General features: G+C 63.7%; 7 protein-coding genes. 5 read left to right on the top strand and 2 right to left on the bottom strand.

The features are described 5' to 3' along the window. The first annotated feature begins 51 nt into the window (after positions 1-51). On the top strand, positions 52-2,007 hold the full coding sequence (locus NUW12_04420; GenBank protein ID MCR4402015.1) for a hypothetical protein: 1,956 nt from the start codon (positions 52-54) through the stop codon (positions 2,005-2,007). 83 nt (positions 2,008-2,090) lie between these two features. Here the strand turns inward: NUW12_04420 and NUW12_04425 are convergent, their stop codons facing one another. Next, positions 2,091-3,167 (bottom strand): LacI family transcriptional regulator, encoded by a 1,077-nt coding sequence (locus NUW12_04425; GenBank protein ID MCR4402016.1) that lies wholly within the window; start codon positions 3,165-3,167, stop codon positions 2,091-2,093. Between the two features lie 662 nt (positions 3,168-3,829). Here NUW12_04425 and NUW12_04430 point away from each other — a divergent pair. Further along, on the top strand, positions 3,830-4,924 hold the full coding sequence (locus NUW12_04430) for a L,D-transpeptidase family protein (GenBank protein MCR4402017.1): 1,095 nt from the start codon (positions 3,830-3,832) through the stop codon (positions 4,922-4,924). 45 nt (positions 4,925-4,969) lie between these two features. Here the strand turns inward: NUW12_04430 and NUW12_04435 are convergent, their stop codons facing one another. Beyond that, positions 4,970-6,715 carry an ABC-ATPase domain-containing protein gene (locus tag NUW12_04435; protein MCR4402018.1) on the bottom strand — a complete coding sequence of 582 codons (1,746 nt, stop codon included), beginning with the start codon at positions 6,713-6,715 and terminating at the stop codon, positions 4,970-4,972. A 438-nt stretch (positions 6,716-7,153) separates the two neighbouring features. On the opposite strand from NUW12_04435, the gene NUW12_04440 reads away from it, so the two are divergent. The 3 genes from NUW12_04440 to NUW12_04450 all read left to right on the top strand — a co-directional run bounded on the left by NUW12_04440 (position 7,154) and on the right by NUW12_04450 (position 12,687). Further along, a complete protein-coding gene (locus NUW12_04440) occupies positions 7,154-8,227 on the top strand; it encodes a LacI family transcriptional regulator (protein ID MCR4402019.1) in 1,074 nt (357 codons plus the stop codon). 416 nt (positions 8,228-8,643) lie between these two features. Continuing rightward, positions 8,644-11,214: a hypothetical protein gene (locus tag NUW12_04445; GenBank protein ID MCR4402020.1), complete on the top strand. Its 2,571-nt coding sequence runs from the start codon at positions 8,644-8,646 to the stop codon at positions 11,212-11,214. 225 nt (positions 11,215-11,439) lie between these two features. Beyond that, positions 11,440-12,687 (top strand): ABC transporter substrate-binding protein, encoded by a 1,248-nt coding sequence (locus NUW12_04450; GenBank protein ID MCR4402021.1) that lies wholly within the window; start codon positions 11,440-11,442, stop codon positions 12,685-12,687. Positions 12,688-12,767: the final 80 nt, after the last annotated feature.

The following is a 12,767-nucleotide window of genomic DNA, read 5'->3' on the forward strand; positions in this document are numbered from 1 at the left end:
CTCTGGCGGATAGCGCGCAGTCGTCGAACACTAGGATCGGAGGCATCTCAGATGGCAACCGCGCGGCACAGCAGATACGCGGCAACGGTCCTCCTCCTTGTCATCGGCTGCCTCGCGTTCGTGGCACCTGTCGGCCAGGCTCAGGAGACACCACAGACTGACGAGCCGGCCGAGCTCGTGCCGGTCGACGCGGCGGCCGACATCTTCCCACCAGTCCTCAAGGTCGTCTCACCCGTGGAAGGCGCTACCGTGACCACTGGCAGGCCCTCCATCGAAGTGGCTTTCGAGGACGTGGGTTCGGGCATAGACGAGGCGACTTTGCGTCTTTCCGTCGATAACGTGGACGTAACCTCCATGGCTGTCGTGTGGCCGGAGCTTGCCGGGTCAATTGCGGGCTCTTTCAGGGCATCAGGTAAGGTCAGGTACAGGCCTGCCGTGCCGCTTGCTCGGGGCAATCACGAGGTGCATTTCAGCGTTCGAGACCGCGCGGGGAACCTCGCCGAGGTGGGATGGACCTTCGAGGTAGAGCCGTTCTTCGAGGGTCTTGAAGTGGGAGGCAGGAACACCCTCAAGATCGAATGGTACCCTATCTCAAAGGCAACGGACGCACTGGACCTTACAGTGCAGGCGAGACTCGCGTCTTCCGACTTGCGCCTTAGACTCCAAGGCCGTGGGACGAACTACCCTGGTGGGAACCCACTCTTCAGCCACGGTGAGTACAATGCTTACCTGGATAGATACTCTCTCGAATTCCGTAGAGGCTCGTCCACCGTCGCCGCCGGACATGCCTCGATCCCGATCTCATCCGAGATATTCCAGGTCAGCCGGGAGGTTAGGGGCGTCGTGGCGAGCACTTCGGTTCGCCTCCCGGCGGGACAGCACGACATCTCCGCCTTCTACGGCAAGCTCGCAAGCTCGAGCGGCCTGCAGCTCTCAGTATACGATGTAGTGGGCTTCAGCGAACGATGGAAGGCGAAAAGCGGCCTGACGCTCGGTGCGACGTGCGTCTCGATGGACAAGGGAGGGTCCGATGGACGTCTGATGTTGGGAGCCACCTGTCAGACGCAAGTGGCCGGGAGGTCCAGCCTCGGACTCGAGATGGTGTACGGAATGACGAGGGACGGCACAGAGGCCGGAGCCGGCTTTGCCGCCCACTTCGACGTGCCGTTCGCGTCGTCGTCCTTGGGCATGGATGTTGCGCTGATCCAGCCGGGATATCCTCTCCCCGGCGCACCGGCTTCGCTCTCTCCTCAAAGGGGCGGGGTGGCACGGTATGGGCTCCGGACGATGGCGAAGGTCTCCGCGAAGGGCGTCCTCAATGTGAACGCGGCTCTCACCCGCGACAATCTGGACGGCTCCGCGCCATACACCGTGAACCGTCTCAACCTGGCTGCAACATACTACTATCCTCTGGCAGTGGGCTGGAACGTGCGCTCGTCGTACCAGGGCGAGCTCAAGCAGAGCGACGATCGTCCGAACCGCACCATAGACTCGGTTTCGGCGACCGCGTCGCTGGGAGTGTCAGGACAGCTCCGCGCATGGGGAAGTAAGCTGGCCATTCAGGGAACGTACTCCGCTGGTTCGACGGAGGACCGCGTCTTGGGGAAGACGTCACGGGTCGCGTGGTTGTCTGCTTCATGCTCAGCTCCGATCGGGTCGTGGAGCGCAGTTGGAAGGCTTGACATGTCCCGGAAGGAATCGCTGGACGACGGACAGCGCACGGACTCGGCAACCGCGAGGGTGACGGCAAGCGGGCAGATCGTGCCGAACCGCCTCCAGGGGACGCTCACTCTCTTCACGACGGCAAGCGATAGCTTCAGCGGGCCGTCCTCAGCACCTATACAGCGCAAGACCGAGACGGGTTTCGAGGGTACGGTCAAACTCGCCGTCGGAAAACGGTCCACGGCCTCTGTGGTCTTCAGAGAGTCGTGGTGGACGCAGGAGGACGCGTCTCTCAAGAACGGTCATAACCGCACGCTCAATCTAGAGTGGGTGGTAGCGTTCTGACGGGCCGGTCTTGGCGGCCGGTCTCGGTTTGTGAGGGTGCCCTGGAAGCGGTTTCGGCGGCGGAATTTCGCGAGCTTCGGTGCTCAGGTGCGTACCGGCGGCGCTGGCCTCGAATGCGGCCACATGGTGGCGGTCTCCGCTCTTCTGGCCGCGGACTCTCGCACTGTCAGGGTGAGGGGAAACAGCACGTGCCGTTCTGAAGGGCTCTGCCTTTCCACGAGCCTTATGAGCAGCTCAGCCGCGGCTTGGCCAAGGCGATAGATGGGCTGCGTGACTGTTGTGAGGGCGGGGGTCACGTACGCACCCAGGGCGATTCCGTCGAACCCCACCACCGAGAGATCTTGTGGTACCCTGAGGCCGCGTTGCCTTGCGGCGTTTATCGCACCTATTGCCATCATGTCATTGGATGCGAACACCGCAGTGACACCGGTGTTTCGATCGAGGATGTCCATGGTCGCGCGGTAGCCTCCGGGCTCCGTGAAATCCCCTTGCGCGATTCGCGACTCATCATGGGGGATGCCGTGGCGGGCGAGGGCTGCTCGATATCCTTCAAGTCTGCGGAACGTGGCGGTCTGGTCAGGTGGGCCCGCGATGCACGCGATGTTCCTGTGCCCAAGGCTGACGAGATAGTCCACGGCCATCTCCACGCCGGCTTCATTGTCTCCGTCAACCCAGCATACGTCGCTGTTTCGACCGGGGTTGCCCAAGAACACGAAGGGAATGCCGCGCTCTTTGAGGAAGTCCACCCGCTCGTCGGTGATCCTGGGCTCTGTCAAAATGAGTCCGTCCACCCGTCGGGAGCTCACGATCTCCGCGAAGGTCGTGCTGCCCGACGGCCCGCCCTGGGACGCTCTCGGGCTTGACAGCAGTATCGAGAACCCCTTGGTGACAGCGTAGTCTCCTATGCCGCCCACGAATTCCAGAAAGAACGGGTCGGACAGGGAACGGGGCGCGAACGGGATGACGAGGCCGATGACGTTGGTGCGGCGTCGCGCAAGACCGCTCGCGGCGGAGTGCGGCCTGTAATTGAGTTCGCGAGCGAGATGCTGGACTCGCGCGCGCGTCTCGCTGCTTACGCGCGGGTCGCCTGCGAGAGCTCTCGACACGGTTGACTTGGAGATCTTCAGCCACTCGGCAAGGTCCTGCATGGTGACGGGCACGTCGTCATCCTCCTTGGCCTGACGCCGGCATTCCGGCCAAACCCGCGTCCACTTCGACGGTCAAGACCAGCAGACACCAGCTCGCCTCCGTCGGCCCGAGGCTTAGGCGGGCTCTGAGACTGAGATCGGCCGTCAGGCTGAGATCGGCCATGAGACAGAGACCGGACGTGAGACTGAGACCGCCGCCCTTGGGCTACCGGAACTGCGGCTCTCGTCCCGGATAGGCGTCCCGGCGCTGCAACCGGTTGCATTCCAAGTTAAGTCCTTCGCTTTGTCCGACGCGAATCCTCTTTGTACGATGATAGCCAACAATCATGGTCGCGCGCAATACGTCGCGCGCAAAAGCCACTCTCATCCCAGACTGAGGCGGCGAAGTTGAGCTTCACGCCTCGGACTTGTGAGCCGTGTCGCCCATTTGCATCACGCCGTCTCTCTTCAGTCTCATTCCGTCATGTCGCGACATCTGGTCGCTGAGATCACGCCTGCCTCGCGTTTCCCGGACGGTCCAACAGCACCGGGCCGCAGCTCGCGGCCTGGCCCGGATCCCGATCCACCGCGCGGCCCGCCACTCCTCCCAACGCCGACGTCGCCGCACGGCGCCTTGGTGCAGGCAGGGAGGGTGCTGAATAGGATAGGGTCGAGGCGAGCGGAGGGGGTGGCGCATGGCCATGGTGGCGAAACGGCCCGTGAAATTCAAGCGCGGCGACTCGGGTCCGTTCATTGCTGAAGCCCAGGAGATGCTGGCGAGACTTGGATTCGACCCTGGCCTTCCCGAGGGTGTGTTCGTGTCGAAGACCGAGGACGCGGTGCGCGCCTTTCAGCGGGAGTACGGGCTCGAGGTCACGGGCGTTCTGGATTGTGCGACGCTCAAGCTGCTATACGAGGAGGTAGACCCGCAGGGGTATCCATCCGTCTTGATGGAAGGGCCCGTCGACGTCGAAGTCGACGGCGGTGGCGGCGGTGGCGGCGGTGGCGACGGTGGCGACGGTGGCGTCGGTGGTGGCGGTGGTGGCGGTGGCTGTGGGGAGGGTGATGGCGGAGGCGAGGGCGGCGGCAGCGAGTTTCCTGAAGGGTCCGGCCGTGAAGGTCTCGTCCGACACGCACGCGACGGGCTTGGGGCCGAGTCGGACGCTTCTAATCGAGGTCGGGCGATCGTCATAAGCGTGGGCGAACGCGCTCTTGGTCTTTACGAAGGCGACCGGCTCGTGCGGCGGTACCCCGTGGCCATCGGCAAGCCTTCGACCCCTACGCCCGTGGGAACCCACAGAATCCTCGAGAAGATCATGTACCCCGGTGGGGGTCTCGGCACGAGGTGGATGGGGTTCACGCACCAGATGCATGGCATCCACGGCACGAACCGCCCGGAGCTCATCGGGCAGGCGGTCTCCAACGGCTGTGTGAGGATGCACAATCGGGACGTCGAAGAGCTCTACGGCCTCGTGGACATAGGCACTCCGGTCATCGTCATCACCGGGCCGGTGAGCTCCTGGCCGTCCCTCGGGAAAGCCGGCGGCGTCGCGGGGAGCCCGTCCTCAGTTGATGGGCAGAGTGGAAAACCCTGGGGGCTCGGGACCCCTGGGTCGGACCGTCCTCGAGACCCTGAGGAACCCGGGAGTCGCACATACGTGGTGCAGCCTGGCGACAGTCTCTGGTCCATCGCCAAGCGGTTCGGAACCACGGTGGAGGCGCTCGTGGCCGCGAACAGCATAGCCAACCCGGAGCTGATCTACCCTGGGGATGTCCTCCGGATACCGTGAGAGGTTCCGCGATAGCTGTATCAGCTCCGCGTAATCATATCCTCGTCAAGTCTGCACCGAGTGCCGAGACTGAATGGCTCTGACCTGTATGGTCCTCAACCTGTTCAGAGCGGCTGCGATCTCGATAGGGCGAGCGAGGCAGTAGTCGCCGTGGACGTACGGCGCGACCACGTCCATCCCGCGCGCGGCAACCTCCCGTTCGAGCCGCTCTATGAGCTCCCGGATTGTCGCTTTGCCGTCCAGGAGGCGCGTCTCTATGTAGCGGAGGGCATCCGCGATGAATCTCGTCTGACCCGGGTCCACCACTTGCTCCACGTTGCGCAGGTCGATCTCTTCGCGTCCGAGGACGATCGCGTCGGTGCCCCTGGCCTTGGTCTTTCCGGAGCGGCGGTCCCCGGTCCTTGCGAACCCAAGGGAGACCGGCACCCTGCCGGCGACGCTCAGATCTTCGTCGCGGCCCTCGAAGGCGCGCCCGGTAGGGAAGCGAGCGGCCACTTCACGCGCGCGGCCGGTCACGTCCACCGGCCTGTACTCGTCCATCATGATCACGGTGTCCGCGACGTCGAGATAGTCTCCCGAGCCCCCGAGGACCAGCACGGTTGAGATGCCGTCTTCCGCTAGGGTGCGCACGCGATCGATGAACGGGGTGATGGGTTCCTTGTCCTTGGCCACGAGCGCCTGCATGCGGCGGTCCCGGATCATGAAGTTCGTCGCGGAAGTGTCCTCGTCCACCAAGAGCACTCTCGCCCCCGCCTCAACGGCTTCCACTATGTTTGCCGCCTGGGACGTGCTGCCGCTCGCGTTCTCAGTGGAGAAATGCCGGGTGTCGGCGCCGAAAGGGAGCTTGGCGATGAAGAAGCTGATGTCGTCCTCGGTGACGGCGCGGCCGTCCTCAGCTCGGATCTTCACGGCCAGCGGAGAGGTTACCACGAGTTCGCGGCCGTCGCCGGGGACGTGGTTGTAAACACCTCGCTCTATCCCGCGAAGGAGCGTGGACTTGCCGTGGTACCCGCCGCCCACGATGAGGGTTACGCCTAGTGGGATGCCCATCCCTCGGACCGGGCCACGGTTCGGGAGGACGACCTCGACTTCGAGTGACGGCGGGGATTCGAACGGCACAACGTTGCCCCGGTCCAGGGGACGCTCGTCCACACCGCTGCGCCGTGGCAGGATGGCGCCATTCGCGACGAACGCTACGATCCCGAGCTCGGGGAGGACTTCGCGGAGGGCGTCGGCGTCTTCCGCCGCGGCGACGTGTCGCTCGAGAGCGGCGGCCTCAGCATCAGACAGGGACGCGAACACGAGGGACTCCCGGACGAGCCTGGGGACGGCGCCGCAAATGAGGTCCTCGGCCACGCCGCCGAGGACCGTGCGCCCCGCTGCGGGGAGCCCCACTGTGAACCGGGCTTCGACGAAGTCCTCGTCCACGAGGACAGAGTTACGGGCGAGGACCTCCTGTCCCGGACGCGCCATCGAGATCCGGCCGCTCCGCCCGATGCCTCCGGCAGCTGCCTCGGAAGCGGCGAGGCCGCTGAAACGGCGGGTGAGGAAATCCGAGAGGGCGATTCGCCGCGAAGGCGTAGAATAGGACCGCGCTGGGAAACGCGCCACACTCTGAGGGACGCGGACCCTGAACCTGCTTGGCGGGGCGAACGGGTCGGGCTGCACGTGGTCTATGAAGAGCTCGAATCCTGGGAATGCGAAATGCCCGCGGATGTCCTGATACGCCTTGTAGCCTCGGTGGTCTATGCGTCGCAGAATCGACGTGAGCTCACTTTGTGACGAAACCATTTCCCGGCGACACCCTCCTCTGTTCAAGTTCTCGGATACGGGCCACGCGAGGCACCCCATTGTCGATCGACTGTCGATCGACTTGGGGATTGACTCGGCGTCTGGGGGTGCCCGCGGAGGCGGCCGTTGTTCGTGCGCGTCATCGTGCGAGAGAGCCGATAAACCAGATACATGATATCATTACCAGCCTGCGCGGTCAGTACGCGACAGTACGCGACGTCCAGCCATATGAAGGGGCGGCGGGCGCGCGTGCGAGTCCACACGATTCTCGAAAGCGAAAGGAGGATTTTCGTCAGACGTACAGAAAAACATACGAGGGCGCTGAAACGTTCAAGTAGACGGGGTGAGCCATCGGATGTCGAGAGTCCGACCCAACACGCGCTGTCTTGGGATCGGCCCGGTTGCTGCCTGCGACAGTCTGGGAGGTTTCGGGCTTTCATGGCTGTAACGATTAAGGACATCGCAAAGATAGTGGGCGTTTCCCCGACAGCCGTTTCCAGGGCGCTCAACGATCACCGCGACATCGGCGAGGAAACGCGCGAGAAGATCAAGCGAGTGGCTCAGGAGCTGGGTTACCGGCGCAATGCCATTGCGAGAGGGCTCGTGACCAAGAAGACCGACACGATCGGTCTCTTCGTCCTTGGAAGGGGCCCTACCGGATTCGGTGATCCGTTCGCGTACGAAGTCATCCTGGGTGTCATGGACACGGTGAGCGCGGCCGGTTACGACCTCGTGCTCTACGGAGTCGGCGGTCCGTCCGAAGGCGGGCGGCCCAACGGGAGGTCGTGCGTCCGGTCGTACGTGGGGAAATGCAAGGAGCGTCAGGTGGACGCGGTCATCATGATGGGACTTCGCACGGATGACCCGCAGTACCGTTCGCTCAGCGAGCTCGACGTGCCATGCGTGCTCATAGACGTGGCTCCGCCGGGGGATGGGATAGGCTTCGTGGCGTCCGACAACGTCCTCGGGTCAAAGACCGCCACCGAGCATCTCATTTCACTTGGGCATAGGAAGATAGGCATGCTGAACGGACACGCGCATGCCACGGTCAGCGGGGAGCGGCTCGAAGGGTACAAGATTGCCCTCATGAACGCCGGGATACCGTATGACCCAGCCTTGACGTTCGAAGGCGATTTCTCGAGCGAGTGCGGGGCGCAGGCTGCGGAGTACTTCATGATGCTTCCGCGCGACACGCGTCCGACCGCGGTGGTGGCGGCGAGCGACCTGATGGCAATTGGCCTTGTACAGACGCTCAAGGCTATGGGGCTCTCAATTCCCCAGGACGTGTCAGTGGTGGGGTTCGACGACATACCCAGCGCGTCGCACGTGGACCCGCCGCTCACCACGGTGAGGCAGGCCCGGTACGATCTTGGAGCGACGGCTGCGAGAATGGTGTTGGGCCGTCTGCAGGACGGGCGATCGGGGAACGCGTTTCCCGCTCCTGGGTTCCGGCTCGCGACGAATCTCATCGTGAGAGGCTCTACGGCACCGCCGCGTAGCGAACGCGCCTGACGCGGTGCGCCAAGGAAGGCGGCGCCGAAAAGTGGCTGGTGGCGGCGGGTGGCTGCGGGGAATGCGGAGCGGGGGACGCGGACGTGGCAAGCCCGTCGCGTGCTGCGGGCGACAGGGGGACTTCGAGGGAGAAATCGTGTGAGATAACCCTTGGTTACTTTAACGTTGAAGTAATTGCATTTCCCCCGGGGCTCTCCATTCCTTGGGGAATTCCCCCAAGCGTAGTGGGCTGTTGAGCGGTGCGGAGCGCGGCGCCCCGGGGTGCGACGCGGCCACGCGCGGCTTAGCATGGCCACGCACGGCTTCGCACGGCGCCGTACAGCTCCTCACGGCGCCACACGACGCAGACGGATCGCCAGGGATGCATGAGCGAGGGACCAGAGACGGACCGGCCGGGATCGGATGGAGGGAACGAGTTGACCAGCGAGAGACACGGATGGTGCATAGTCGAGGACGAACTCGACCTTGCGAAAGCAGGACACAGGGAGACAGTCTGCGCTTTGGGAAATGGTTATCTGGGCGTGAGGGGAGCTCCCGAGGAAGGCCACCCAGGGTCGACCCCGGCGACTTTCATCGCAGGGGTGTTCGACACCGCTCCGGGCGGCGTGCCGGAGCTCGTCGTCGCGCCCAATTGGCTGCGCATGCGCATCACCGTCGATGGCGAAGAGTTCGGAATGGCTCGAGGAGAGCTGCTGTCTTTCAGGCGAACGCTTGACATGCGTGAAGGGATCCTGGAGCGCGCCGTGAGATGGCGAGGCTCGCGAGGCCGGACCGTGCGCTTCACGTGGCGTCGGCTGGTGTCGATGGCGGACATCCACGTGGGAGCGGTGAGCCTCTCGATCGAACCCGAGGACAGCGACGTCGAGGTCGTTGTGGACTGTGCCATCGACGGACGAGTTTCGAATGCCAGGGCTGTTCACCTTGACGTGGTGGAGCAGGGGCGCCATGGGGAGGCTAGCTATGTCGTGGCGCGCACCAGGTCGTCGGGCGTCACGATAGCCGAGGCTCAGATAGTGGAGGCCTTTGGAGGGGACGCCGGGTCGGAGGGGTGCGAACCCTGCCCCGCCGCAACCTGGGTCTCGCATGATACGGGCTCGGCCTTGCTGAAGCTGACGTGCCGGCGTGGGGAGCGCGTTGCCGTTGAGAAGTACGTAGGCTTCGGCACGTCCCTCGATGCCGCGACGAGTGATTGTTGTGACGTCGCCGACCCGCTCGCGCTTGCGTTGAGCGCCGCGAGGCGCGGCGCCGAGCGCCGCTTTGCGGGACTCCTGGAAGAGCACCGCAGGGTGTGGCGCGACATATGGGACAGATGTGACATCGTCATAGAAGGGGATGACTTCGCCCAGAGGGCGGCGCGTTTCGCGATGTTCCACATGGTACAGGCCGCGCCGCGCCACACGGACCGCGTGAGCATAGGCGCTCGAGGATTGTCCGGAGAAGGCTACAAGGGTCACGTCTTCTGGGACACGGAGACGTTCGTGGTGCCATTCTTCACGTTCACCCTGCCCGAAGTGGCCCGCAACCTCCTCGGATACAGGTACAACACGCTCGCGGCCGCGCGCAGGAACGCGGCCTCGAAAGGCTATCGCGGCGCCATGTTTGCGTGGGAGAGCGCCGATACGGGCGAAGAGACCACGCCTTCGTGGGGGGATCCCGACCCGCTGACCGGCGCGAGACGGCGGATCCTCTGCGGTGACCTGGAGCACCACATCACGGCCGACGTGGCTTACGCCGTGTGGCAGTATTGCATGGCCACAGGGGATGAGGAGTTCCTGCTGCGTCGAGGGGCGGAGATCATCATCGAGACCGGTAGGTTCTGGGCTAGCCGTGCGTCTTACAACCCGTCGACTCAGGCGTACGAGATCCTGCACGTCATAGGCCCTGATGAGTACCACGAGGACGTGAACAACAATTACTACACCAATGCCATGGCGCGCTGGAACATTCGGGCAGCGTTGGCGTTGAGCAACTACTTGATGGCCAGCCACCCGGCTGAGTGGTCACGTCTTGTATCCGCCATCGGTATCAACCATGACGAACTAGCCCACATGGCTGACGTAGCCAGGCGGCTCGTGTGCGGCCGAGCGCTCTTCGCGCCAGAGCCTTTCGCGGACGCTGTGACCCAGGACGTGCCAGGCGGGAAGCCATGGGATAGAGCTGGGGCTGGGGGACAGCGAGAGCCCCTCGTCCCAGGGGCGCCCGTGATCGAACAGTTCGACGGGTTTCGAGACCTCGCTGACGTGGTGATCAAGCTGGACGGGCCGGAGTTCAGGCCGATGGAAACCGTAATAGGACCCGAAGCTGTAGCCAGATCGCAGGTGGTGAAGCAGCCAGACGTTCTCATGGCTCTCTACCTCCTGGGGGAGAGCGTTGCGGACGACATCAGTCTTGCTGGTGAAACGTGCGCAGGTGGTGCTGACGGTGAGGTCGGCGCCGGTGGCGATATCGGCACTGGCGGCGAGACCAGCACTGGTGGCGGGATCGGTGCTGGCGGCGGGATCGCCGCTGGTGGCGGTCACGCGCTGCCACTGCGGCACCCTGCGGGCGCTTCCTGGAAGGAGGTTGTGCGGGCGAACTGGGACTACTATGAGCCGAGGACGGATCACGGTTCGTCCCTGAGCTGCGCCATACACTCGACCATTGCCAGCATGTTGGGGCTCGACGAGGAAGCGTGGCGCTACTTCGAGCGCGCCGCCCGAATCGACCTTGCAGACGCCATGGGTAACTCTGCGAACGGAATCCACATGGCCACTCAAGGTGGCCTGTGGCAAGCCATAGTGAACGGCTTCGCGGGAATTCAGGCCCCCGTGAGCGTGCCTCGCGAAAGGGATGCCAGTCTCTCTCCGTGGGCTGGCGGGACGCTGCGAGTCGACCCGCGTCTGCCAGGCCGGTGGAGGCGCCTGTCGGCGACTCTCACTTGGCGTGGCACACGAATGCGCGTGGAGTTTGACGGATCTTGCCATACATCCGTAAGAGTCTGCGGCTGAGAGGTCTCTTTGACGTCTCGCCATGATTGGCCATACGGCGAGGAGGCCGCGGTTCGTGGATGGTGGCGCCTGGGCCTGGGGAAGGGAACAGGGTGCGGCGTAAGACTAAAGCTCGGTCGAGAGAGGGAGGTGGAAGACGCGACGAAGCGGACTTGGAGACCAACTGGAGGAGTCGCGCGTCTGGAAGGTGCCGTTTCGACTAATACAAGAGGAGGGAGTCCTGGAATGAAGAGACTTGCGTGTGTGGTGTTGTGCGCTGTGCTGATCGCTGCGTTGGCCGCGGGCGCCGTTGCGGCGGACAAGGTGACCCTCGTGCTTTCCGGCTGGCAGGCTTCGCCCGAGGAGCAGCAACTCGTGGCGGATGCCCTGAAGGTGTTCGCCCAGAAGCACCCGAACATCGAGGTGAAGTACGAGCCCATCGTGGAGGATTTCGCGACGAAGATCAAGACAATGCTTGCCGCCCGTAACGCTCCCGACGTCTTCTACGTTGACATTTTCTGGGCTGAACCGCTGATGTCCCGCGGAATGCTTCTCGCTCTCGACCCATACATGGCCAAGACCGGAACAAAGCGCTCCGACTTCGCCGAGACTCTCTTGAACGGCTTTACATACAACGGCAAGACGTACGGGATTCCGAAGGACTTCAACACGCTTGGCCTATTCTATAACAAGAAGATGTTCGACGAGGCGAAGATACCCTATCCCACGCCGGATTGGACATGGGAAACGCTGCGCGAAGTTGCGAAGAAGTTGACGAAGATCGTGGGAGATCCTTCGAAGGATCGCTACGGGATATGCCTGCCTGTGGACGCCGCGCGCTTTCGTCCGTTCCTTGTTCAAAGCGGCGCCCAGTTCCTGGACAAGACGGGGAAGAAGTGCCTCTTCGCTTCGCCTGAAGGCGTGAGGGCGCTCGACTACTACACGAGCTTCAAGATGAAGGACAAGTCGGCGGTCATACCCTCCGAGGTCGGCGCAGGTTGGGGCGGCGACGCTTTCGGCAAGGAGCGCGTCGCGATGGTGCTTGAGGGCGGCTGGCTCATTCCTTACCTTGACAACAACTTCGCCAACGTCGAATACGGCGTTTGCGAGCTGCCCAAGGGCCCCGCGGGACGCGGCAACGTGTACTTCACGGTCTCCTACAGCGTGGCCGCAAGCTGCAAGCACCCCGAGGAAGCCTGGCTCCTCGTGGAGCACCTGACCGGGTACGAGAACCAGAAGAAGGTCCTGGAAACGGGCTTCGCCCTCCCAACCAGGGTTGCGCTGGGGGATCATCCGTTCTTCAAGAGCAACCCCAACATGGCGGCGATCTTCAAAGGCTACGCGTACGCCGTTCCGTGGCAATTCGGTGAGCACGGCGAGAAGATAATGAACGTGCTGAACCAGTCCATTGAGAAGATATACCTGAAGAACGAGCAGCCCGACAAGGCCATGAACGACGCGGTCCGGGAGATCGACGGGATCCTGTCGGAGTGACGAGTATGGGTTCGCTCGTTGACACGTCGCGGCATGTGCCATGACGGAAGGAAGGCGCCCGGCCGGCCGGCACAGCCTGA

It is taken from the genome of Bacillota bacterium (assembly GCA_024653485.1).
In the GTDB taxonomy this organism is placed as follows: domain Bacteria; phylum Bacillota; class SHA-98; order UBA4971; family UBA4971; genus UBA6256.